This is a genomic window from Microbacterium sp. LWH3-1.2, assembly GCF_040675855.1.
GTDB lineage: Bacteria > Actinomycetota > Actinomycetes > Actinomycetales > Microbacteriaceae > Microbacterium.
The window spans coordinates 2902420-2925684 of record NZ_JBEGIK010000001.1; the positions used below are offsets into that span (position 1 = coordinate 2902420).

18 protein-coding genes are annotated in these 23265 nt (G+C 70.0%); 6 read left to right on the forward strand and 12 right to left on the reverse strand.

The window, feature by feature from the left end; all coding sequences use genetic code 11:
* Positions 1-45: 45 nt before the first annotated feature.
* The 4 genes from MRBLWH3_RS13540 to rpsP all read right to left on the reverse strand — a co-directional run bounded on the left by MRBLWH3_RS13540 (position 46) and on the right by rpsP (position 5515).
* Entirely contained in the window at positions 46-4089 is a 4044-nt protein-coding gene (locus MRBLWH3_RS13540; protein WP_363432825.1) for a bifunctional nitrate reductase/sulfite reductase flavoprotein subunit alpha, read from the reverse strand.
* A gap of 101 nt (positions 4090-4190) precedes the next feature.
* Positions 4191-4799, reverse strand: a complete 609-nt coding sequence (gene rimM, locus MRBLWH3_RS13545; RefSeq protein ID WP_363432828.1) for a ribosome maturation factor RimM — start codon at positions 4797-4799, stop codon at positions 4191-4193.
* 49 nt (positions 4800-4848) lie between these two features.
* The gene (locus MRBLWH3_RS13550) at positions 4849-5079 is read right to left on the reverse strand and encodes an RNA-binding protein (RefSeq protein ID WP_106814138.1); all 231 of its coding nucleotides are present in this window, start codon (positions 5077-5079) and stop codon (positions 4849-4851) included.
* Between the two features lie 4 nt (positions 5080-5083).
* Positions 5084-5515: a 30S ribosomal protein S16 gene (rpsP, locus tag MRBLWH3_RS13555; RefSeq protein WP_363432832.1), complete on the reverse strand. Its 432-nt coding sequence runs from the start codon at positions 5513-5515 to the stop codon at positions 5084-5086.
* Between the two features lie 227 nt (positions 5516-5742).
* Between rpsP and MRBLWH3_RS13560 the strand changes: the two genes are divergently transcribed.
* Positions 5743-6906, forward strand: coding sequence for a glutamate--cysteine ligase (locus MRBLWH3_RS13560; protein WP_363432835.1), 1164 nt, complete (start codon positions 5743-5745; stop codon positions 6904-6906).
* 56 nt (positions 6907-6962) lie between these two features.
* Here the strand turns inward: MRBLWH3_RS13560 and ffh are convergent, their stop codons facing one another.
* The 3 genes from ffh to MRBLWH3_RS13575 all read right to left on the reverse strand — a co-directional run bounded on the left by ffh (position 6963) and on the right by MRBLWH3_RS13575 (position 11748).
* Complete coding sequence (gene ffh / locus MRBLWH3_RS13565) at positions 6963-8525, reverse strand: signal recognition particle protein (protein ID WP_363432838.1); 1563 nt, start codon at positions 8523-8525, stop codon at positions 6963-6965.
* 58 nt (positions 8526-8583) lie between these two features.
* Positions 8584-10653: an elongation factor G gene (locus tag MRBLWH3_RS13570; RefSeq protein WP_363432841.1), complete on the reverse strand. Its 2070-nt coding sequence runs from the start codon at positions 10651-10653 to the stop codon at positions 8584-8586.
* A gap of 99 nt (positions 10654-10752) precedes the next feature.
* Entirely contained in the window at positions 10753-11748 is a 996-nt protein-coding gene (locus tag MRBLWH3_RS13575; protein ID WP_363432844.1) for a TetR family transcriptional regulator, read from the reverse strand.
* Positions 11749-11869: 121 nt separating this feature from the next.
* Between MRBLWH3_RS13575 and lipB the strand changes: the two genes are divergently transcribed.
* Together lipB and lipA are read left to right on the forward strand one after the other, a co-directional pair.
* Positions 11870-12508: a lipoyl(octanoyl) transferase LipB gene (lipB, locus tag MRBLWH3_RS13580; RefSeq protein WP_363432847.1), complete on the forward strand. Its 639-nt coding sequence runs from the start codon at positions 11870-11872 to the stop codon at positions 12506-12508.
* The gene (gene lipA, locus MRBLWH3_RS13585; RefSeq protein ID WP_363432850.1) at positions 12505-13536 is read left to right on the forward strand and encodes a lipoyl synthase; all 1032 of its coding nucleotides are present in this window, start codon (positions 12505-12507) and stop codon (positions 13534-13536) included. The genes lipB and lipA overlap by 4 nt, the downstream gene beginning before the upstream one ends.
* An 11-nt stretch (positions 13537-13547) precedes the next feature.
* Here the strand turns inward: lipA and MRBLWH3_RS13590 are convergent, their stop codons facing one another.
* The 3 genes from MRBLWH3_RS13590 to smc form a co-directional block, all read right to left on the reverse strand.
* A complete protein-coding gene (locus tag MRBLWH3_RS13590) occupies positions 13548-14048 on the reverse strand; it encodes a DUF2004 domain-containing protein (protein WP_363432853.1) in 501 nt (166 codons plus the stop codon).
* An 81-nt stretch (positions 14049-14129) separates the two neighbouring features.
* On the reverse strand, positions 14130-15002 hold the full coding sequence (ftsY, locus tag MRBLWH3_RS13595; RefSeq protein WP_341998986.1) for a signal recognition particle-docking protein FtsY: 873 nt from the start codon (positions 15000-15002) through the stop codon (positions 14130-14132).
* Positions 15003-15022: 20 nt separating this feature from the next.
* Positions 15023-18574 (reverse strand): chromosome segregation protein SMC, encoded by a 3552-nt coding sequence (smc, locus tag MRBLWH3_RS13600; RefSeq protein ID WP_363432857.1) that lies wholly within the window; start codon positions 18572-18574, stop codon positions 15023-15025.
* 490 nt (positions 18575-19064) lie between these two features.
* Here smc and MRBLWH3_RS13605 point away from each other — a divergent pair, with 490 nt between their 5' ends.
* From MRBLWH3_RS13605 to MRBLWH3_RS13615, 3 genes are all read left to right on the forward strand, one after another.
* The gene (locus MRBLWH3_RS13605) at positions 19065-19319 is read left to right on the forward strand and encodes a hypothetical protein (protein ID WP_363432860.1); all 255 of its coding nucleotides are present in this window, start codon (positions 19065-19067) and stop codon (positions 19317-19319) included.
* Positions 19320-19404: 85 nt separating this feature from the next.
* Positions 19405-20487, forward strand: coding sequence for a GNAT family N-acetyltransferase (locus tag MRBLWH3_RS13610; RefSeq protein WP_363432863.1), 1083 nt, complete (start codon positions 19405-19407; stop codon positions 20485-20487).
* Positions 20480-21580, forward strand: coding sequence for a GNAT family N-acetyltransferase (locus MRBLWH3_RS13615; protein WP_363432866.1), 1101 nt, complete (start codon positions 20480-20482; stop codon positions 21578-21580). Before MRBLWH3_RS13610 ends, MRBLWH3_RS13615 begins: the two co-directional genes overlap by 8 nt.
* Positions 21581-21604: 24 nt before the next feature.
* Here MRBLWH3_RS13615 and mutM read toward each other — a convergent pair whose 3' ends face one another.
* A complete protein-coding gene (mutM, locus tag MRBLWH3_RS13620; protein ID WP_363432869.1) occupies positions 21605-22552 on the reverse strand; it encodes a bifunctional DNA-formamidopyrimidine glycosylase/DNA-(apurinic or apyrimidinic site) lyase in 948 nt (315 codons plus the stop codon).
* A complete protein-coding gene (gene rnc / locus MRBLWH3_RS13625) occupies positions 22545-23246 on the reverse strand; it encodes a ribonuclease III (RefSeq protein ID WP_363432871.1) in 702 nt (233 codons plus the stop codon). The genes mutM and rnc overlap by 8 nt, the downstream gene beginning before the upstream one ends.
* Positions 23247-23265 lie beyond the last annotated feature (19 nt).

The window sequence follows — 23265 nt, forward strand, 5'->3', positions numbered from 1 at the left end:
GGCGGGACGGCGCTCGCGCGGCCGACGACGGCCGGCGCTGCGGACTCAGTACACGTCGCGGACGTAGCGCTCATCCGCGGCGAGGCCCCGCACATACTCGGCGGCGGCCTCCTCGGAGAGCTTGCCGTGCTGCTGCGCGATCGCGACGAGGGTCGCGTCGACGTCCTTGGCCATGCGCATGGCGTCGCCGCACACGTAGACATGGGCGCCGTCGTCCTGGAGCCAGCGCCACAGGTGGGCGCCGTGCTCGATCATGCGGTCCTGCACGTAGATCTTCTGCCGCTGGTCGCGCGAGAACGCCACGTCGAGCCGCGTGAGGAACCCGTCCTCGCGCATCTCGTCGAGCTCGTCGCGGTAGTAGAAGTCGCTCGCGGCGTGCTGCTCGCCGAAGAACAGCCAGTTGCGCCCGGTGTGACCGTCGGCGCGGCGGTCGTGCAGGAACGCGCGGAACGGCGCAATGCCCGTGCCGGGCCCGATCATGATCATGGGAGTGTCGCCGGTCTTCGGCGGCCGGAACGCCGGCGATCGCTGCAGATAGACGGGCGGCGCGAGCGCGTCGCCGTCCGCCAGGAACGTCGAGCACACGCCGCCGCGGGCGCGTCCGGAGTCGGTCTGGAAGCGCACCACCGACACCGTGAGCTCCACGGTGTCGGGGTCTGTCTTGGGGCTCGACGAGATCGAGTACTGGCGGGGCTGCAGCCGCTTGAGCACGCCGGCCCAGTCAGCGGCGGTGGCCTGCACCGGGAAGTCGCGCACGAGGTCGACGGCCTGCTGGCTCCACAGGAACTGCTCGAGGCGGCCTTTGTTCTCGCGCCGCAGCAGCCCCGCGAGCATGCTGTCGCCGCTGCGCTCCGCGACGAAGCGCACCAGGTCGACCGGCGTCTTCGTGATATCGAGCCGCGTCCTCAGAGCGTCGGCGAAGGTGCGCTCCTCGCCGTCGATCTCCACGATCTCCAGCGCAGCGATGCCGGTCGCGTCGAGCCATTCCGCGACGACCGCCGGAGCGTTGGCGCACACGACGCCCAGCGAATCGCCGGCCTCGTACGTCGCGCCCGAGTCGGAGAGGTCGAAGGCGAAGCGCCGAACCTCCTTCTGGGACCCCGGCCCGCTCAGCAGATCGTTGCGCACGAGCGCCGCCTGCACCGGGTTGGCCCGGCTGAACAGCCGCTTGGCCGGTGGAGCCTGAAGGGAGACGGATGCCGCACCCGTCGTCCCCTCCGCGGCCAGCGTGTCGAGGATCTGGGTCAGCCACGCCTCCCGCGGTTCCTCGGCATCGGGCTCGAGATCGACCCGGTCGAGGAGCGCCGTCGCGCCGAGCTCGCCCAGGCGCGCGTCGAGGCGGCGGCCGTGGCCGCAGAAATCGTCGTAGTTCGAGTCGCCGAGCGCGAGCACGGCATAGCGCAGGCCGGACAACTCGGGCGCGCCGTCTGCGTTGAGTTCGTGCCACAGGGCGGCCGCGTTATCGGGTGGGCCGCCGTCGCCGAACGTGGAGGTGACCACGAGCAGCCGCTTCACCGCCGTGAGGTCCGTCGCGCGCAGTTCGGCCATGCTGCGGGCACGCGCGGGGATGCCACGTGCACCCAGGGCAGCGCTCGCCGCCGTGGCGAACTCCTCGGCGTTGCCGGTCTGCGAACCCCACAGCACCACGACCTCGTCGAGCGCCTCCGCCGTGGTCACCCCGATCGAGGTCCGCGAGAACGCGCCGGCGAGGACGCCGTCGAACCACGCCCGCGCGATTGCTCTCAGGGGGGCCTCCGCCGGCAGCACCGGCACCTCGCCGGGTGCCAGCACCACCGATCTGACCGTCGAGAGGAAACCGGCGAGGTACGCACCCTCGAGATCGCTGAGCTGAGGCGGAGCGAGGGCCACCCCGGCGCTCGCGAGCGCCTCGTCGGCGGACGTCGTCGACGAGCCGCCGCCGACCGCGGGGCCGACGCGGCGCAGCGATACCGCCGCGAACTTGAACTCGGGCTGCGACGACAGCGGGTCGACGGCGTCGCTGGTCACCGCGTTGACCGTCACGTACTCGCCGTGCTCGTCGTTCCAGTGGAAGGGTGCGAACACGCCCCCTGGCTGCACGCGGTCGGTGAGCACGGCGGGCACGACGAACCGCCCGCGGCGCGACGCGACCTCGACGTGGTCGCCCGCGGCGATCCCGAGCCGCTCCGCATCGACGGGATGCACCTCGACGAACGGTCCAGGGTGCAGCTTGGTGAGCTTCGCGACACGGCCTGTCTTGGTGAGCGTGTGCCAGTGATGTGGGAGACGCCCCGTGTTCAGAACCCACGGGTAGTCGTCGTCGGGCAGCTCAGCCGGCGCGAGGTGGGGTCGCGCGAGGAACTGCGCGCGCCGCGACGGCGTCGCGAATGCCAGGCGCGGCACCGTCCCGTCGTCCTCTACGTGCAGCGACTGGCTCATCCCGTCGTTGAGGTACCGGATCGGATGCCGCGTCGCGGAGTCGTCCGGAGGGGCCGGCCACTGCACCGGCGTCTCACGCAGCCGCTCGTACGTCACGCCGCGCAGGTCCCACCCCGTCTGCGGGTTCCAGAACCGGCGGATCTCGTCGAACACCTCGGCGCTGGAGACGAAGTCGAACCCGTCGAAACCCATCGCCCGGGCGATCTGACAGATCGTGAGCCAGTCCGGCTGCGCCTCGCCCGGCGCCGCGACGACGTCGCGGACGAGCGTGAGGGTGCGGTCGCTGTTGACCGTGACGCCGTCGGCCTCCACCCACAGCGTGGCCGGCAGCAGGATGTCGGCATAGGCAGTGGTGGCTGTCTCGGTGTAGACGTCCTGCGCGATGACGAGCTCGGCGGTCTCGAGCGCCTGAATCACCGTCTTGCGATTCGCGACCGACGCGACCGGGTTGCTGCAGATGATCCAGACGGCCTTGATCTCGCCGTCGGCCGCGCGCCGGAACATGTCGATCGTGCCCGAGCCCGACTCCGCACGGATCGCACCGGACTCGAGCCCCCAGACGTCCTCGACGAACGCACGGTCGGGTGCGCTGAACACTGCGCGCTGGCCGGGAAGTCCGGGCCCCATGTAGCCCATCTCCCGCCCGCCCATCGCGTTCGGCTGGCCGGTGAGAGAGAACGGGCCGCTGCCGGGGCGGCAGATCGCGCCGGTGGCGAGGTGCAGGTTGCAGATCGCGTTCGTGGACCAGGTGCCGTGGGTCGACTGGTTGAGTCCCATCGTCCACAGCGTCATCCACTCGCCGGCCTCGCCGATCCAGCGGGCGGCGGTGCGGATGTCCGCCTCGGCGAGTCCCGTCAGTTCGGCGACGCGCGCCGGCGGGTACTCGGCGAGGAGCTCCGCCATGTGTTCCCACCCCTCGGTGTGCGCGGCGATGAACTCGTCGTCGATGTCCCCGGCCTCCACCAGCAGGTGCAGCAGGCCGTTCAGCAGGGCGAGGTCCGTCCCCGGCGCGATCTGCAGGAAGAGGTCCGCGCGATCCGCGGTCGTCGTGCGACGAGGGTCGACGACGATGAGCTTCGCACCCTGCTTCAGCCGGTCGGCCATGCGCAGGAACAGGATCGGGTGGCAGTCGGCCGTGTTGGACCCGATGACGAAGAAGAGGTCGGCGCGGTCGAAGTCCTCGTACGATCCCGGCGGACCGTCGGCTCCGAGCGATTGCTTGTAGCCGGTCCCGGCCGACGCCATGCACAGCCTCGAGTTCGACTCGATGTGGATCCCGCGCAGATACCCCTTGACGAGCTTGTTCGAGAGGTACTGCGCCTCCATGCTCATCTGTCCCGATACGTACAGGGCGATCGCATCGGGCCCGTGCTCGTCGAGGATCGCGCGAAGGCGGGCCGCGGCATCCGTCACCGCATCAGCGACCGGAACCGGCGCCGCCGGTTCGCCGCGAGAGGGCCGAACGTGCGCGGTCGTCATCCGGCCCGGAGCCTGCATGAGCTCGGCGTGGGTCGCTCCCTTGGTGCACAGCCGGCCGGCGTTCGTGGGGTGCGCGCGGTCCCCCGCAACCTTGGCGATGGTGAGCGGATGCCCCGCCCCGGCGTCCGAAGTCGTCACCGAGATACCGCAGCCGACGCCGCAGTAGGAGCACACGGTGCGCACTTCGCCCATGCCTTCGATGGTCCCGGACGGAGGTTCCGGGCCGTTTCCCGTCGTGTTTCCCGCAGGTCACATCTGCCGCACGGTTCCCCGAGAGGGGTCGTGAAGTGGCGTCAGGCGGAGGGGCCCTCCGAGGCGTCCGGCGACGTCGGAGGCGTCTCGTCGGCCTCGTCGGGGATCTCTTCGAAGAGGCCGGCCGGCGGCGTCACGATCACGCGGCCGCTCGCGATGTCGACTTCGGGCACGATGGCCTTGACGAAGGGCACCAGCACCTCTTCATCGCGGACCTTCACAATGAGCAGGTCCTGCGCGGGAAGGTGGTCGACGCGCGCGACCTTGCCGACGGTCTCACCGTCGCGGACGACGTCGAGACCCACGAGCTGGTGGTCGAACCAGGCATCCTCCTCGGCGGGCGAGGCCTGCATGTCTTCGTCGACCCAGAGGATCGCGCGGATGAGCTCCTCCGCCGCGTCGCGGTCCTCGACACCCTCGAAGAAGGCGACGGGGTGGCTGTTCATCCACCTGAACTCGCGAACCGTGAGCGGCTTGCCGTGCCACGGTGACGACTCGGGCACCTGAAGGGTGAAGGTGGCGCCGGGGACGAAGCGACCCTCGGGGTCGTCGGTGTACAGCTCGAGCTTGATCGCGCCCTTCAGACCGTGCGCCTTCACGAGGCGACCGACCCGGAGCTGCGTCTTGCCCGTCGGGGGAACTGCGTTCACGGGCTTGCGGGCGTCTGCGCCCGGCCCCGTGGTCTCTTCGCCTGACACCTCAGTCGTCCGCCACGTCGACGCGCACGCGGCGTCCGTCGGCGAGGGCGGAGATGAGGGTGCGCAGGGCTTTGGCCGTGCGGCCGCCACGCCCGATCACGCGACCCCGGTCTTCGGGGTGGACGTGCACCTCGAGCACGTCGCCTCGCGGCGAGGTGCTCGAGTCGATGCGGACATCGTCCGGGTGATCGACGATCCCCTTGACGACGTGTTCGAGCGCGGCGGCGAGCAACGGATTACTCGGCGGACTCGGCGGCGTCGTCGGCCGCGTCGGTCGCCTCGTCGGCGGGAGCCTCGGCGGGCTCCTCGGCCTTCTTCTCAGTCTTCGGCTTGATGACCGACTTCTTGGACGTGTCGGCCTCGTAAGCGGCCTTGTCCTCGCGGGTCTTCACGGTCGAGACCGCGTTCTTGTCACCCTTGAACTGACCCCAGTCGCCGGTCAGCTTGAGGATGGCGAGCACTTGCTCGGTCGGCTGGGCGCCGACCGACAGCCAGTACTGCGCACGGTCGGAGTCGACCTCGATGAACGAGGGCTCCTCGGTCGGGTGGTACTTGCCGATCTCCTCGATGACACGACCGTCGCGCTTGGTGCGCGAGTCGGCCACGACGATGCGGTAGTAGGGCGCACGGATCTTGCCGAGGCGCTTGAGACGAATCTTGACAGCCACGATTCTCCTGAATGTGTGGAAAGTGATTGAACCGGTCGCCTGGAGCGTGGGGTGCACACCCGGCGGAAGCTCTGAAGGAGGATCTCCGCGCTGGATAGAGGGTCGAGCGGGTGATCCAGCCCTCTATTCTGCCAGAACGCAGGAGCTCCCGCGAACGCCCCGCCACCAGATGTCTTCGCGTGCCGTGACCAGAGGGACCCGGCGCGGCGCCGTGTCAGACTGTGCCCATGACGGTGCCCTTCGCGACATCCGCCCGTTCGTCCGTGGGGCTCGAGTGGGAGCTCATGCTCGCCGACACCGCCACCGGAGACCTCATCCCCCGCGGTCCCGAGCTGCTCGCCGCCCTCGAGGACCACTCGTCGCTCGAGCGCTACACCGTCACCGGCGAGCTGCTGACCAACACCGTGGAGGTGACCAGCGGCACCGGCGGCACCGTCGCTGCCGCGGTCGACGACATCGCCGATGCGATCGCCGAGGTGCGCACGTACACCGATCCGCACGGGATCGACCTGCTCTGCGCCGGCAGTCACCCATTCGCCCAGTGGTACGACCAGAGCGTCACCGACAAGACCCGCTACCACAAGCTGATCCAGCGCACCCAGTGGTGGGGGCGCAACATGATGATCTGGGGCATCCACGTGCACGTCGGCGTCGAGGACGTCGCGAAGGTGTTCCCGATCATCAACGCCCTCGCGGTCTACCTGCCCCACCTGCAGGCGCTGTCGGCGTCCAGCCCGTTCTGGGCAGGCGAGCGCACCGGGTACGCCTCCAACCGCGCCCTCGTCTTCCAGCAGCTGCCGACCGCCGGTCTTCCGTGGCCGCTCCGCGACTGGCGCGAGTTCGAGGGATACCTCCACGACATGGTGAAGACCGGGGTGATGGAGGACGCCACCGAGGTGCGATGGGACATCCGCCCGGCACCGCGCTGGGGCACCATCGAGGTGCGGGCGTGCGACGGCATGTCGACCCTGCCCGAACTGGCGGCGATCGCCGCGCTGGTCCAGGTGCTCGTGGAGCACTTCTCACGGCGCCTCGACGAGAGGCTCCCCCTCGAGACGATCCAGCCCTGGTTCATGCGCGAGAACAAGTGGCGCGCCGCCCGTTACGGCCTCGACGCGCGCGTGATCGTGGACCATCTCGGCACACAGCGCCCCGTCGTCGAGCACCTGCGCGAGACCCTGGAACAGGTCGGCGACATCGCCGTGGAGCTCGAGTGCGCTCGCGAACTGGCCGGGATCGAGACGATCCTCTCCGACGGTGCGAGCTACTCGCGGCAGCTCGCGATCGCCGACGCATCCGACGGAGACCTGCGTGAGGTCGTCCGTCACCTGGTCGGCGAGTTCCGTTCAGGTCCGACGCTCCGCGAGCACCTCGCCGCACTCGGCCACTGACCCTCGAGCGCCGGGAGGACGGATGCTGGGGCCGGCAGCATCCGATCCGACCGACGTCAGCCGCGGCCGAGCATCTTCTGCAGCTCGGCCAGGTCGGCCTCGGTGGGCGCACCCTTCGCGCCGCCGCCGAGACCGAAGCCGGAACCGGTGGGCGCCTCGGCGGCCTGAGCTGCGATGCCGGCGTTCTCAGCAGCCCGCTTGGCCGGGTTGCCCGAGCGCGAGCCCTTGGTCTTCTGCTGCTTGCCACGCTTGGACGACGAGCCCGGGCGCCCTGCACCCGGAACCGGACCCATGCCAGGGATGTTCGGCACGCCGCCGCGGGCGACGGTCTTCATCATCTTCGCGGCCTGGTCGAACCGCTGCACGAGCTGGTTGACGTCGGTCACGGTCATACCGGAGCCGCGCGCGATGCGCAGGCGGCGGGAGCCGTTGAGGAGCTTCGTGTTGCGCCGCTCGGCCGGGGTCATCGAACGGATGATCGCCTCGGTGCGGTCGATCTCGCGCTCGTCGAAGTCGTCGAGCTGCTGCTTCATCTGCCCCATGCCCGGCAGCATCCCGAGCATCTTCTTCATCGAGCCCATCTTGCGCATCTGCTGCATCTGCTCGAGGAAGTCCTCGAGCGTGAACTGCTCGGTCGCGAGCTTCTCGGCGACCTTGAGCGCCTCGGCCTCGTCGAACGCCTGCTGCGCCTGCTCGATGAGGGTGAGGATGTCACCGAGGTCGAGGATGCGCGACGCCATGCGGTCGGGGTGGAACGCCTCGAGGTCGTCGAGACCCTCGCCCGTCGACGCGAAGATGATCGGACGCCCGGTCACCGACGCGACCGACAGCGCGGCGCCACCGCGCGCGTCGCCGTCGAGCTTGGAGAGCACGACGCCGGTGAAGTCGACGCCGTCCTGGAAGGCCTTCGCCGTGTTGACGGCATCCTGACCGATCATCGCGTCGATGACGAACAGCACCTCGTCGGGATCGGTCGCCTTGCGGATGTCGGCGGCCTGCTTCATGAGCTCGGCGTCGACGCCGAGACGGCCGGCGGTGTCGATGATGACGATGTCGTGCTGCTGGCGGCGAGCGACCTCGACACCGTCCCTCGCGACCTTGACCGGGTCGCCGACGCCGTTGCCCGGCTCGGGCGCGTAGATCGCGGCGCCCGCGCGCTGGGCGACGACCTGCAGCTGGTTGACGGCGTTCGGGCGCTGAAGGTCGGCGGCGATGAGGAGCGGCGTGTGGCCGTCCTTCTCGAGCATCTTCGCCAGCTTCCCGGCGAACGTCGTCTTGCCCGAACCCTGAAGGCCGGCGAGCATGATCACCGTCGGCGGGTTCTTCGCGAACTGCAGCCGGCGCTGCTCGCCGCCGAGGATCGCGATGAGCTCCTCGTTGACGATCTGCACGACCTGCTGCGCAGGGTTCAGCGCCTTGTTGACCTCGTCGCCGAGGGCGCGCTCGCGCACCTTGCCGGTGAACTCCTTGACGACGGGCAGCGCCACGTCGGCGTCGAGCAGGGCTCGCCGGATCTCGCGGACCGTGCCGTCGACGTCCGCGGGCGTGAGCTTGCCCTTGGTGCGGAGGTTGCGGAAGGTCTCGGTGAGCCGGTCGGAGAGAGTGCCGAAAGTCGCCATGATCCCCCGATTCTACGGGAGCGCATTGCATGCTTCGCCGTGCGCTCCCGCCGTGATTTCACGCGCGGGCGCCCTCCGGCGCACGCTCGTAGCCGTAGGGCGTGAGCGTCAGCTCCGCCTGACCGCCCGTGAGTGCGCGCAGGTCGAGCACGTAGCGCGCGAGCTCCGCGTCAGGGACGGTGGCCATGACGCGGGTGCGTCCATCCGCGTCCGTTTCCGTCCCGACCACCCGGCCGCGCCTTCCCGACAGGTCCGTCAGCACCTGCCCCTGACCTGCGGCCGGCACGGTCACGACGACGGTGGACACCGGTTCGAGCAGCACGGCGCCGGCTTGCGCGAGCGCGGTCTTGACCCCCATCGCCGCGGCCGTGCGGAAGGCCATCTCCGACGAGTCGACCGAGTGCGACTTGCCGTCGAAGAGCTCGACACGTACGTCGACGACAGGATGCCCGAGGGTCCCCCCGGCCGCGAGGGCGTCGCGCACGCCCTTCTCGACGGCGGGGATGTACGAGCGCGGCACGGCGCCGCCGACGACGGAGTCGACGAACTCGAAGCCCCCACCTGGAGGAAGCGGGGCGACCCTCAGCATGACCACGGCGAACTGCCCGTGTCCGCCCGACTGCTTCTTGAGTTTCCCCTCCGCCGCCGCCCCGTGCGCGATCGTCTCGCGGTAAGCGACGGGCGCCGGGCCGGTCGTGACGTGCACGCCGAGCACGCGAGCAAGCCGCTCGACGGCGACCGCCACGTGCGTGTCGCCGAGACCGCGGAGGATCGTGTCGGGGCCCGCGCGATCCACGACGAGCGTCGGGTCCTCGGCGAGGAGGCGGCCGAGCGCCGTCGTGAGCTTCGTGTCGTCGGACTGCGACACCGGCTGCAGGCTCATCGCGAACACGGGCGGCCGAGAGGGCAGTCGCGCAGGACGGGCATTCGTCTGCGTCCGACTCCACAGCAGCGAGCCCGACGGCGTGCCGGCGAGCTTGGCGACGGCGCCGATCTCGCCGGCGCGCAGCGCGTCGACCGGCAGGTGGTCGGCGCCCCGCAGCCGGAACAGCCCCGGCATCCGCTCCTCGACGCCTGTCGTCGCGTTGCGCAGGCGATCGCCGGGGCGTAGGACCCCGGACAGCACCTTCAGCATCGCGATCTGCCCCACGAACGGGTCGGCCACGGTGCGGAACACGTGCACCAGCTTGTCGCCCGCGGGGTCGGGAGCGACGTCGTGCTCGCTGCCTCCTCCACCGTCCGAATCCACGCCGAGCACGATGCGAGTGTCATGGTCCGCCACGGCGGGTGCGAGCTCGCACACGAGATCCAGAACGCGGTCGACTCCTGCCCCCGTCGTCGCGGAGCACACCACGACCGGCACGCCCTCGCCGGCGGCGACGGTGCGCGCGAGGGTGCGCCCGAGTTCGGCCGGCGGCGGTTCGCGCCCCTCGAGGTACGCCTCGAGCTGCTCGTCGTCGCGCGACACGATCTCCTCGGTGACCGCCTGGTGCAGACGGTGCTCCTCCTCGGCGAGGTCGGCCGGCACGGGCTCTTCGTGGTGGCCGCCGTCGGCGTCGTAGAGCACGGCCTGCTCGCTCAGCACGTCGGCGATGCCGTGGAAGGACTGGGCCTCTCCCACCGGCAGTTCGAGCGCCCAGATGCGGTCTCCGAATTCCTCGCGGAGCTGATCGAGCACGGCGCGGAACGACGCACGCGCGCGGTCCTCCTGTGTCACGACGACGACGCGCGCGACGCCGGCGGCCTCCGCAGCGGACCAAGCGGCGCGGGCGCCCGCCGTCACGCCGTCGATGGCGCTGACCACGAGCACCGCCACATCCGCCACCGCGAGCGCCGCATCGACGGCGCCCACGAAATCCGGGTGCCCCGGCGTGTCCATGAGCGTGACGCCATAGTCCGCGTCGTCGGCACGCCATGACAGCCACGCCGGCGACAGTCCGAGCGTGGTGTGGCGAGCGATCTCCTCGGGTTCGTGATCGCACACGGTGGTCCCCTGCTCGATCGAGCCCCGCCGGGAGATCGCCCCGGCGCGGTGGAGCAGCGCCTCGGCCAGCATCGTCTTCCCCGATCCCGTCGCTCCGATGAGGGCGACGGAGCAGTGCAAGGAGAGTGCGGATGCCGATTCCACGGTGACCTCCCACGACGATGTGCGCTGGGCACCATCGTGCACCGTCTCGGAGGCCGCTGCCAGAGGCGTCCGGCGGAACGGCGTCGAGCGCGTCGGACGTCAGTCCTCGGGCCCGAGCTCCTGGAAGAGCGTCAGCTGCAGGCCGGCGGGGCCGCGGAGGCGCGCGTTGATGGAACGCCAGGGGGTTTCACGAGCGGATGCCTCGATCTCGGCGCCCGCGTTCGCCAGCCGCGCTGTGGCACTCGTCGTATCGGCCACCTCGAGGGCCAGGCGGATCCGGTCGCTCGGCGAATCGCCGTCGGTCTCGACGCGGTCGATGAACTCGACCTGCGCCGGATTGGCGATCTCGAGGGTCGCGCGGCCGGCCGCGAGAATCGCGACGCGGGCGCCGCCATCCGCCTCGTACGCCTCGACCTGAGGCATCCCGACGACGTCGCGATAGAACGCGAGGGTCTGCTCGAAGGCGGCAGCCTGCACCACGACCCGGAGCTGGGCGACCTCCGCCATCGGGGGCGCGGACCACACCGGCGCGGCCGCATCGGCGGCGAGGGAGAGGAAGCGCGCCAGCGAAGTACGACCGGCCCCGTCGTGGGCCCACGCCTCGATGGCGGCGAGGACCGCTCCACCCCACGCCGCTCCCGCGACCTCCGCACGCACGCGGTCGGCGCCGCCGCCCAGAAGGCGGCCGGCGACCGCTCGCGCCACCCGCGCACGCCGCAGCGCGGCATCGCGCTCGTACTCCGTCTCGAGACTCATCGCGGTCGCGTTGACGATGCCCAGCGCGAGGCTGTCGGGGGCGAAGGAATCGGCGATCGCCAGCGTCGCGGCGCGCACGGAGGCGGCCGCATCCTTCCCATCCGGTTCTTCGAGCCGGTGCTCGAAGGCCGCGAGCCTCTCGTCGAGTCCCGCCCAGAGCACGTCGGATTTGGACGAGAAGTAATTGAAGAAGCTCGATCGGCTGACTCCGGCACGCCGGGCGATGTCGACGATCGACGTCTGCTCGTACCCCTGCTCGAGGAAGAGCTCGCAGGCGGCCTCGGCGATCGTCTCTCGCGACGACGCCTTGGGGCGTCCGGCGCGCGGCTCGGTGGACATGAGCCCACCCTATTGGCCGCCTTCCGCACGCGCCCCGGCGATGCCGCGCGTACGACATCCTCACCCGTTGCGGATGTATTGTTGGACGCGATCCAGCAATCGCCACGAGCGAAGGAGCACGATGCTCGACATCCAGACCGTCGGCCTGTCCCCCGACTACGTGCCGTATCTCGACGGATGGGCACTGCAGCGCAGCATCCACGCAGACGTCGTCGCGGGGACCCGCCCCGACACACTCCTGCTGCTCGAACACGAGCCGGTGTACACGGCAGGCGCGCGCACCGCCCGCCATGAGCGGCCCACCGACGGCACGCCCGTGGTCGACGTCGACCGGGGCGGCAAGATCACATGGCACGGACCCGGCCAGCTGGTCGGGTACCCGATTTTCCGCCTCGCCGAGCCAGTCGACGTGATCGCGCACGTGCGCCGCCTCGAGCAGCTCCTGATCGACGCACTGCACGAGTTCGACGTCGACGGGTACCGCGTCGAGGGCCGCAGCGGCGTGTGGGTTCGACGACCGCTCGGCGAGGACAAAGTGGCGGCCATCGGGGTGCGCGTGCAGCGCGGCGTCACGATGCACGGCTTCGCGCTGAACTGCGACAACACGCTGGCCGGCTTCCGAGGGATCATCCCGTGCGGGATCACGGATGCCGGGGTCACGACCGTGAGCGAGATCGCCGGCGCCGACATCTCCCCCAGCGACGTGATCGACACCGTCTCGCGGGTTTTCGCCGACGACTTCGCGGGGGTGGCGGCATGAGCGCCTGTGGCACGCCGGCTGCGGCATCCGCGCCGTCCTCCACTCCCGACGGCCGCAAGCTCCTGCGTCTGGAGGTCCGCAACGCGCAGACCCCGATCGAGCGCAAGCCCGAGTGGATCAAGACGAGGGCCAAGATGGGGCCTGAGTACCAGGCGCTGCAGTCGCTCGTGAAGACGGAGGAGCTGCACACCGTCTGCCAGGAGGCCGGCTGCCCCAACATCTACGAGTGCTGGGAGGACCGCGAGGCCACGTTCCTGATCGGCGGCTCGCAATGCACGCGCCGCTGCGACTTCTGCCAGATCGACACCGGCAAGCCCGCCGACTACGACACCGACGAGCCACGCCGTGTCGCCGAGAGCGTCGTGCGCATGAACCTCCGCTACGCCACCGTCACGGGGGTCGCGCGCGACGACCTGGCCGACGGCGGAGCGTGGCTGCACGCCGAGACCGTGCGGGCGATCCACGCGGCGAACCCGAACACCGGTGTCGAGATCCTCGCGACGGACTTCAACGGAGACCCGGCGCTGCTCGGCGAGGTGTTCGACAGCCGCCCCGAGGTCTTCGCCCACAACGTGGAGACAGTGCCGCGCATCTTCAAGCGCATCCGCCCCGCGTTCCGCTATGAGCGCTCGCTCGACGTCCTGACGCAGGCGCGTGACGCCGGGCTCATCACCAAGTCGAACCTCATCCTCGGCATGGGCGAGGAGCCGGAGGAGGTCGTGCAGGCGCTCGAGGATCTGCACGGGGCCGGCACCGACATCATCACCATCACGCAGTACCTGCGCCCCTCGCCGCGGCACCTTCCGGTGGCTCGCTGGGTGAAGCCGCAGGAGTTCGTCGAGTTCAAGGAGGCGGCCGAGCGGATCGGGTTCCTCGGTGTGCTGGCCGGCCCGCTCGTGCGCTCGTCGTACCGCGCCGGGCGCCTGTGGGCGCAGTCGATGATCTCGAAGGGGCGGGAGATCCCGCCGCACCTGGCGCACATCGCCGAGGACGTGCACGTCGAACGCGGGTTCGCCCAGGCGGTCTGAACCCGAGGACGCTAGTCGGCGCTCGTCACCGACAGCACGCCACCGTCGGAGTCGAGGTTCACGAGCAGCACGTCGTCGGTGGCGTCGGGGTCGAGCGCGTACTCGAGCACGGCGAAGGGGTCGGCACCTCCGTGCTCGTCGGCGAGGATCGTCATGCTCATCAGCTGCAGCGAGCGGATCACGTCGATGTGCACGTCGCCCGAGATGTCGACGAGCGTGTCTTCGAGGGCGTCGCCGAGAGCCTCCTGCTGCTGCAGGATGTACTCGGTCACCTCGCTGGTGCGGTCGCTCAGCTCGTTGACCATCGCGTTGCGGGCGCTGCGATCGATGTCCTCGATCGACGAGATGAGCGCGGCGGCCACATCGAGGGCCGCCTCCGACACGTCGTCCTGGTCGGGTGCCGTGAGATCCACCGTGACGGACTGGTCTCCCAGTTCGACGTTCTCCGACCAGAAGATCGATCCGTCAGGCCCCGATTCGAGGAGTCCGAAGTAGTCGTGCTCGATCGCCATGACCCCATGAAACCGCAACGAGCGCGTCGGCGATAGCCCGAACCCGGCATGGCGCGGATTCGGTTCGAAGAGGCCCCGGGTTCAATCGACGAGGGACGCCGCGAACACGTGCGGCGTGAAGCCGGTGAGGTCTCCGATGCCCTCGCCCTGACCGAGCAGCTTGACCGGAATTCCGGTCCGCTCCTGCACCGCCAGGACGAATCCGCCCTTCGCGGAACCGTCGAGCTTCGTGAGGACGAGGCCGGTGACGCCCGCGTGCTCGAGGAAGGCCTGGGCCTGCATCACGCCGTTCTGCCCTGTCGTGGCGTCGAGGACGAGCAGCACCTCGCTGATGGGCGCCTGCTTCTCGATGACGCGACGGATCTTGGTGAGCTCGTCCATCAGGCCACCCTTGGTGTGCAGGCGTCCTGCGGTGTCGACGAGGACGATCTCCGTGCCGGTGTTCTTGGCGTACTCGATGGTCTGGAAGGCGACGGATGCCGGATCCTGACCCTCCTGCTGCGGCCGGACGATCGTCGCGCCACCGCGCTCTGCCCACGTCGCGAGCTGGTCGACCGCCGCGGCTCGGAACGTGTCGGCCGCGCCGACAACCACCGAGCGTCCGTAGCGCTGCAGGAACTTCGCGAACTTGCCGATCGTGGTCGTCTTGCCGACGCCGTTGACACCGACGACCAGCACGACCGCGGGCCGCTCGGTGAGGCGCAGCGTCGTGTCGAACTTCGCGAAGTGCTCCTCGAGGGTCTCCTTCAGCATCCGCTGCAGATCCCTCGGGTCGGTGGTGCGGTAGCGCTCCACCTTCTCGCGCAGCTCGTCGACGATGCGCTCGGTGATATCGGGGCCGAAGTCCGCGGTGAGCAGCGCAGTCTCGAGGTCGTCCCACGTCGTCTCGTCGATCGTGGGCTTGACGAACATGCCACGCAGTGCGCGACCGAGCGACCAGGAGCTCTCTGCCATGCGTCTAAGCCTAGGGTCGGTCAGGAGGCGGCGCGTTCGGCGATGCGCTGGCCCACCACGGCCGAGACGCCGTCCTGGCGCATCGACACGCCGTACAGCGCGTCGGCGATCTCCATCGTGCGCTTCTGATGGGTGATGACGATGAGCTGGCTGGAGGCGCGCAGCTGCTCGAAGACGCCGAGGAGGCGCCCGAGGTTGGCATCGTCGAGCGCAGCCTCGACCTCGTCGAGGATGTAGAACGGGCTCGGGCGCGCCTTGAAGATCGCGGTCAGCAGCGCCACCGCCGCGAGCGAGCGCTCCCCGCCCGACAGCAGGGAGAGACGCTCGATCTTCTTGCCGACCGGCCGGACTGCCACTTCGATCCCCGTGGTGAGCGGGGACTCCGGGTCTGTGAGCGCGATCGATCCGGTTCCCCCCGGGAACAGGATCGGGAACACCTCTCCGAACGCGATCTTCGTGTCCTCGAACGCCGCGAGGAAGATGATCTGCATGCGCTCGTCGAGTTCTTCGATGATCGTCAGCAGGTCCCTGCGGGTCTGGGTGAGATCGGCGAGTTGCTCGGTCATGAACTTGTGACGCTGCTCGAGCGCTTCGAACTCCTCGAGGGCGAGCGGGTTCACCCGGCCCAGCTGAGCCAGCTTTCGCTCGGCATCCTGCAGGCGTCGGCGCTGCTGGGGGCGGTCATATGCGACGGATGCCGCCTCCCCGGCCGCGTCGTCATCATCGGGCGCGGGCTCAGCGGCCGGATCCAACGGAACGGGCTGATCCGGTCCATATTCCGAAACAAGAATGTCTTCGTCCAGGCCGAGTTCGGACTTCACACGCTCGAGCAGTCCCGTCACGTGGAGGCGCTTCTCGTGGATCTGCAGCTCGAGGCTATGGACGCTCTCGGTCAGCCCGGCGAGCCGCTCTCGCACGGCGTTCTCCTGGGTCCGCAACTCGCCGAGTTCGGCGGTGACGGCGGTGCGCTCGGATTCCGCGGCGGCGAGCTCGGCGCGGGCCTGCGCGAGGGAGCGGTCGACGGAGTCGATCAGCGCGGGCAGCTGACCGGCGACGCCGGCGGCGATCTCGCGCTGCGCGCGGCGGACCACGGCTCGACGCGCCGCCTCGGCGGCGGCCTCGCGTTCGCGCTCGCGCTGGCGCTCGAGCGCGACGACACGCGCTTCACCGGCCCGGATGCGTTCGCGGAGCGTCTCGACGTCGAGGCGAGAGCGCATCTCACCATCGCGGGCCTCCTCGAGCGCGGCGAGGATGCCCTCGCGCGCGGAGGCATCGAGGATCGGGCGGGGAGCTTCGAGTGCCGAGGTGAGCTGATCCTCCGCGGACCGTGCCGACCCCTCGGCCTCCTCGACGGCCGCGGCCGCCTGGGCCAGCCCGGCCGCGAGTCGCTCGCACTCGGCGACGGCGGCTTCGTGCCGCACCGAGGCCCGGTTGACCTGCTCCGCGTGTGCGGCGAGGGCCGCGTCATGCTCGCGAAGGGTCGCGAGCGTCGTCTTCGTGCGGAGGCGTGCCGACTCGAGTTCTCGGGTCGCCTCCGTCAGCGCTTCGCGCAGCGAGTCGGCCACGACGACGATCTCGTCGCGGCGGTCGGCCGCAGCATCCCGTTCCGCCGCGAGCTCCAGTCGCGATCGCGAGGCTCCCGCGCCCGCACGCAGAGAATACTCGGTGTACACCTCGCCGCGGCGTGTCACGAGGGTGAGGGGGCCGCCGAGCTCGGCATCCGCCAGCGACGGGCCGGCGTCGCGAGCGGTGTCGAGGTCGTCGGCGACGACGACGTGCGTGAGCAGCCCGAGCACGCCCTCGGGAGCCGTCACGACCTCGTGCGCCGGCACGATTCCCCGCAGTGCGGGGAGTTCCGGGTACCTCACGCCAGCCGATGCGATCACGATGTCGACGACACCCGCTTCGGCGTCGCGCGCGGCGTCGGCGACGGCGAACGCGCTGTCGCGGTCCTCGACGAGCACGCCCTCGGCGATCGGTCCGAGCACCGCCGCGATCGCGGCCTCGAAGCCCGGCTTGACCTGGACCGCGTCGCCTACCAGTCCGCGGACGCCGTCGCGACCCTCCGCGATGAGCGACGAGGCGCCGTTCTTCACATCGAGGGCCCGACTCAGTGCTGCTGTCTGCGCAGTCAGTGCGTCGCGCTCACGCTCGGCGGCGTGAAGGCGCTCCCGGAGCGAGGAGACGGTCGACTCGGACTCGGTGGCGTCGCGCTGCGCCCGCTCATAGGCGGCGGCAAGGTCCGCCGACGACTCTTCAGGCACGAGATCGGGGCCCACGCCGGCGAGGATCTGTTCGGCTTCCGCCCGGCGTGCGAGCGCGGCATCGAGCGCCTTCTGCTGACGTTCGACGGCGGTGCGCACGGCTGCAAGGGCGGATGCCGCGGCCTCTGCGGTACCACGCAGCGCCGTGATGCGCATGTCGTGCTCCGAGACCAGTGCGCTCTGCGCGGCGATGTCGACGTCGAGCGCGTCGAGCTCGGCCCGCGCACGCACGACGCCGCGAGCGGCCTCGGCTGCGGCATCCTGCGCGGCGCCGAGTCCGTCAGAGACGTCGTCGATCTCCGCGCGAGCCTCATCGATCATCGCCTGCGAGACGTTCGTCAGCTCGATGCGGTCGTCGTCCTCGGCGTCGCCGAGAAGGGCGAGCCGCTGACCGGCGAGGGCGTACAGGCCACGCAGGCGCTCCTGCACCCGTTCGAGCCCGAACGCCACGCGGCGCGCGCGGTCCACGTTCTCGGAGCGCTGGTCGCCCTCGAGCTGTTCGATGCGCACTCGTGCATTGTCGAGCCGCTCCTGCAGCACCATGCGCTCGGCGTGGCGCTCGTGCTCGCTCTGCGCGTGCGAGGCGAGTTCGGCACGCAGGCCCACGATCTCGTCGGCGAGAAGGCGCGCCTTCGCGTCCCGCACGACAGCGGCGATCGTCGCCGCCTCGCGGGCGATCTCAGCCTGGCGGCCGAGCGGCTTCAGCTGCCGGCGCAACTCCCCGGCGAGGTCGCTCAGACGCGTGAGGTTGGCTTCCATGGCGTCGAGCTTGCGGAGGGTCTTCTCCTTGCGCCGGCGGTGCTTGAGGATGCCGGCCGCCTCCTCGATGAAACCCCTGCGGTCTTCGGGCGTCGCCTGCAGCACGCTGTCGAGGCGGCCCTGCCCGACGATCACGTGCATCTCTCGACCGAGTCCCGAATCGCTCAGCAGCTCCTGCACGTCGAGCAGCCGGCAGGACTCGCCGTTGATCGCGTACTCGCTCGAGCCGTTTCGGAACAGCGTGCGGCTGATCGTCGCCTCGGAGTACTCGATCGGGAGCGCACCGTCGCTGTTGTCGATGGTGAGCTGCACCTCGGCGCGGCCGAGCGGCCCGCGCGTGGCGGTGCCCGCGAAGATGACGTCCTCCATCTTGCCGCCGCGAAGGGTCTTGGCACCCTGCTCCCCCATCACCCACGCCAGCGCGTCGACGACGTTGGACTTGCCGGAGCCGTTGGGACCGACGATGCATGTCACCCCGGGTTCGAGGGCGAACGTCGTCGGCTGGGCGAACGACTTGAACCCTTTGAGCGTCACGCTCTTCAGGTGCATGGATTCGCCCTCCACCCCGTTCGCTTCACCCGCCTACGCTACCTGAGCACAGCACGGCTGCCGGGAAGACCGGCCGTGGCGCAGGCGGATCCCGCGACACGCCATGGAATCACCGAATCTGCGAGAAAGCTTGACGCGGGTATCCCGCACCCGCTAGCGTCACTCTCTGCGTCTGAAGTCGAGAAAGGAGGTCCCCCGATGATGCTGATGACTCCAACTGGAATCGCCGCCCGTGATGGCGGAGCGATTCGTGCCGTCGCGTCGGGGACCGTCTCCTTCGGCGCTGTGCTGAGCGGCCGCTTCCCCGCCGCCATCTGATCCCCGCAGGGGACGAGTCTGCCCGCTTCCGGGCGGAGAACGTCTGCTGTGCCGCACCCGCTTCATGGTGCTGAGCGCGCTCCCCTGCGATCTCGTCCCGTCGTGCTGCGGCACGGCATCCCCGCCTCCGAGCGACCGCTCGAGGCATCACTCCCATCTGGAAAGAGCAATCATGAATACTCTCCTTGCGCCGCAGCGCCCCTCGGGCCTTCCCGATACGCTGCGGCTCCCGAGCCGCGCCACCCGGACCTCGCTCCTGGCCCGCCTCGCCCTTCACCTGGGCCTGCGGCTCCTGCTGTGGAGCACCCGGACCCCGCGGTCCGCGGACGACCGCCGCCGGCACGCTCAGGCGTTCCGGCACCAGGAGGCCACCGCGCAGCGTGAACGCGACTACCTCCGCGAGGCCAGCCTCGCACCCCGGCTGTGACGGCCACCGGGTCCGCCGCCCCTACGCGGGCGGCGGACCGCACACTCCTCACCCTCATGCATCGACACCGCAAGGACGCAGCGACATGACCACCATCACGGGGCTGGAGTTCCGCCCCCTCGTCGTACCCGCCTCCATCGACGCACCCGACGCCACCGACTTCGTCGAGATGGTGCGCGTGCGCAACCTCATCTACCGTGAGATCTCGGGGCACGACGACCACCGCATCACCGCCGACGAACTGCTTCCGCACTACCGGCCCTCCGAGTACGAGACCCGGCTCAGTTGGGTGATCGTCGACGACGGCGCGATCGTCGGCCGCATCGGCGTCGACTTCCCCCTCGAGGAAGGCTCGACCACGGCATTCTGGCTCATCGAGCTGCTCCGCGAGACGTGGAGCCGCGGCATCGGCTCGGCGGCCTACGAGCTCGTCGAGCGCACCGCACGCGAGCACGGCCGCACGGTGCTGCAGTCCTGGGCCGAGCACCCCGCCGTGCCCGGGCCGCAGCTCGCACCGCCGACCGGATTCGGCGAGATCCCCGAGGACCATGTCGCGCGATTCTATCTCCGCCGCGGCTACGAGCTCGAGCAGGTCGAGCGCAACAGCGCCTTCGACCTCACCGGATCGTTCGACGGCGTCGAGCGACTCCTCGCGGAGGCGCGGGCGTCATCGTCTGCCTATCGCGTCGTCCAGTGGTCGGCACCGACCCCCGAGGAGTACGTCGCCGGCTACGCGTGGATGAAGTCTCGCATGTCGACCGATGCACCCGCTGCTGCGCTCGAGTTCGACGAGGAGACGTGGGATGCCGCACGGATCGCCGAGCACGACGCACGATACACATCATCGGGGCGGACGATCCAGGTCACGGCCGCCCAGCACATCGAGACCGGTGAGCTGTGCGCCTTCAACGAACTGGTGATCGGCAAGGATCGCACCGAGGCGAGTCACCAGGAGGACACGCTGGTCCTCAAAGAGCACCGCGGGCACAAGCTCGGGACGCTCGTGAAATGCGTAGGGCTCCTGTCCTGGCGCGAGATCGCGCCGGATTCGGCGCGCGTCATCACCTACAACGCAGAGGAGAACCGGCCGATGCTCGACATCAACGAGGCGATCGGCTTCGCGCCGATCGCGTACGAGGGGGCATGGAAGAAGGTGCTCGATGACTGACCTGGCCGATACCGGCGTGGTGACCGTCCAGCGGATCGTCGTCCCCGAGATGGCGGACCGGCCCGACGCCCGTGTGTTCCTCGAGATGGTACGGATCGCCAATGCGGTCTGCCTCGAGGACGCCGGACACGACTACCTGCACGAGGAGCCCGACGAGATGCTCGGACTCTGGCAGGACCAGACCGACTGGACGCAGCTCGGATTCGCCGCGCTGCGCGGTGACGAGGTGCTCGCGGCCGTGACGCTGATGATCTCGAACGAGGCGGAGGCGAGCACGGTCGAGTTCGACCTCATGGTCGACCCGCCGCACCGCGGTCGTGGTCTCGAAGAGCTGCTGCTCGCCGAGGTCGAACGGGAGGCGCGCGAGCGCGGACTCGCCACGATCCAGACATGGACGCTTCATCGACCGGATGCCGCAGGCCCCCGCTTGCAGCCGTCCACAGGGTGGGGGGCGATCCCGGCCGACGACGCGCAGACCAGATTCCAGCTCGCGAGCGGCTTCACACTCGAGCAGGTGGAGCGCAACAGCGTGTTCGATCTGACCGGCGGCTTCGCCCCCGTCGAGCAGATGCTCGCGGACGCCGTCGCGGTGGCCGGGGACGAGTACCGACCCATCCAGTGGACGTCACCGACTCCGCCTGAATACATCGACGGGTTCGCCTACGCGCTCTCGCGCATGTCGACCGACGTCCCGGCCGGTGGCCTCGTCATCGACGAGCAGCACTGGGACGCCGCGCGGGTCGAGCGGCGAGATGCCCGCCTGAAGGCGCAGGGGCTCACCGTCTCGGTGGCGGCCGTGCTGCACGTGCCGACGGGTCGGGTCGCCGCGTACAACGAGCTCGTGATAGGCGAGGATCGTTCCGGCGCCACGCAGCAGTACGGCACGCTGGTCGTGAAAGAGCACCGTGGCCACCGCCTCGGCACGATCGTCAAATGCGCGAATCTGCTGCGCTGGCGCGATCTGGTACCGGACTCGCCGCGTGTCTCGACGTTCAACGCCGAGGAGAACCGCCACATGCTCGACATCAACGAGACCATCGGCTTCGTGCCGGTCTCCTACGCCGGCGCGTGGAAGAAGGTGCTCGAACTCTGAGCTCCAGCTTGCGCCCGAGAGGGCTCAGACGTGTGCCGCGCTCGCTCCGTCCACACCCGGGCGCGGCACTCGCTGGCAGTGCGCGCAGAAGTGACTCGAGCGATTCGCGAACGACACGCGAACGATCGGACGGCCGCATCGGGGGCACGGCTCCCCGGTCCGGCCGTATGCGTTGAGCGAGTGGGCGAAGTAGCCGGCCTGACCGTTCACATTGACGTACTGCGCGTCGAAGCTCGTGCCGCCTTCCGCCAGCGCCTTGTCGAGCACGTGGCGCACCTCGGCGAGCAGGCGGTTCACCGTGCGGGTCGGCAGTGCGCGAGCGGACGTCTCGGGGTGGATCCGCGCGGCCCACAGCGACTCGTCGGCGTAGATGTTGCCCACTCCGCTGACGACCGTCTGATCGAGCAGAACGCGCTTGATCGCCGAGTCCTTGCGCGCGAGGAGTCGGCGAAACCCGGCATCCGAGAACGCCGGATCGAGCGGGTCGCGTGCGATGTGCGCCACCTGCGCCGGGACGGATGCCTCGTCCCACCCGTGGCCGCCGGGCGCGCCGTCGGGTGTGGCGATCAGGTCGTCGAACGCGAGCGAGCCGAAGGTGCGCTGATCGGCGAAGACGACGGAGAGCTCTCCGTGCACCGGATGCGCGAGGTCGATGCGCACACGTTCGTGCCGCTCGCGCGCCGCACCCGGAGCACGCAGCAGCATCTGCCCGCTCATGCCGAGGTGGCCGATCACCGCCTCTTCGGAGGAGCAGCCGAGGGAGTGCGACCGCAACGGAAGCCACAGGAACTTTCCGCGCCGCACGGCCGCGCTCACGACGCGACCGGTCAGGCGCGACTCGAAGTCCGCACCGTGACCGACGTGCCGCGTCAGTGCGCGCTCGTCGAGCACGGTGACGCCGACCACGAGTGCGCCGCTGACCGCGGGGGCGAGGCCTGCGCGGACGACCTCGACCTCGGGAAGCTCAGGCACGCCCGCTGAGCTCGCGCCACGCCGTGAGCGCGGCGGCCATCTCGGCGTGCTTCTTGCTGGTGCCCGCGCCCTGTGCCGACAGTTCACCCACCGTCACGATCGCCGTGAAGCGGCGGTCGTGATCGGGTCCGGTCGAGGTCACGTCGTACACGGGGGGCAGCAACCCGCCGTGCGCGGCGAGCTCTTGCAGCGCGGTCTTCGGGTCCATCGCCGCCCCGTAGCGTTCCGGGTTGGCGAGGAGCGGCTCCACGAGTCGCAGCACCAGGCCGGTCGCGGCATCCGATCCCGCCGACAGGTAGGTCGCGCCGAAGATCGCCTCCATGGTATCGGCGAGGATCGAGTCCTTGTCACGCCCGCCGGTGAGGATCTCGCCCCGACCCAGCTTGAGGTGCGCGCCGAGACCGATGCCCCGGGCGATCTCGGCGAGGGCCACCGTCGAGACGACACTGGCACGCCGCTTCGCCAGGGCGCCCTCTTCGAGTTCGGGGTGACCGGTGAAGAGGCGCACCGTCACGGCGAGGCCCAGCACGGAGTCGCCGAGGAACTCGAGACGCTCGTTGTGCGGAACCTGCCCGTTCTCATACGCCCACGAGCGATGCGTCAGCGCCAGCGACAGAAGCTCGGCGTCGATAACGACTCCGAGCTTCTGTGTGAGGTCTGAGAGCGAGGTGTGCTCCGCTGCGACGTCTGTCACGTCAGACCGTGCACGACGA

Excerpts from the sequence above, each read along its gene's own strand:
- MRBLWH3_RS13610 (WP_363432863.1), top strand. The coding sequence starts at position 19,405 with ATGACCACCATCACGGGGCTGGAGTTCCGCCCCCTCGTCGTACCCGCC.
- smc (WP_363432857.1), bottom strand. The coding sequence starts at position 18,574 with ATGCACCTGAAGAGCGTGACGCTCAAAGGGTTCAAGTCGTTCGCCCAG.
- MRBLWH3_RS13575 (WP_363432844.1), bottom strand. The coding sequence starts at position 11,748 with ATGTCCACCGAGCCGCGCGCCGGACGCCCCAAGGCGTCGTCGCGAGAG.
- lipA (WP_363432850.1), top strand. The coding sequence starts at position 12,505 with ATGAGCGCCTGTGGCACGCCGGCTGCGGCATCCGCGCCGTCCTCCACT.
- MRBLWH3_RS13540 (WP_363432825.1), bottom strand. The coding sequence starts at position 4,089 with ATGGGCGAAGTGCGCACCGTGTGCTCCTACTGCGGCGTCGGCTGCGGT.
- MRBLWH3_RS13605 (WP_363432860.1), top strand. The coding sequence starts at position 19,065 with ATGAATACTCTCCTTGCGCCGCAGCGCCCCTCGGGCCTTCCCGATACG.
- MRBLWH3_RS13590 (WP_363432853.1), bottom strand. The coding sequence starts at position 14,048 with ATGGCGATCGAGCACGACTACTTCGGACTCCTCGAATCGGGGCCTGAC.
- lipB (WP_363432847.1), top strand. The coding sequence starts at position 11,870 with ATGCTCGACATCCAGACCGTCGGCCTGTCCCCCGACTACGTGCCGTAT.
- MRBLWH3_RS13560 (WP_363432835.1), top strand. The coding sequence starts at position 5,743 with ATGACGGTGCCCTTCGCGACATCCGCCCGTTCGTCCGTGGGGCTCGAG.
- ffh (WP_363432838.1), bottom strand. The coding sequence starts at position 8,525 with ATGGCGACTTTCGGCACTCTCTCCGACCGGCTCACCGAGACCTTCCGC.
- MRBLWH3_RS13615 (WP_363432866.1), top strand. The coding sequence starts at position 20,480 with ATGACTGACCTGGCCGATACCGGCGTGGTGACCGTCCAGCGGATCGTC.
- ftsY (WP_341998986.1), bottom strand. The coding sequence starts at position 15,002 with ATGGCAGAGAGCTCCTGGTCGCTCGGTCGCGCACTGCGTGGCATGTTC.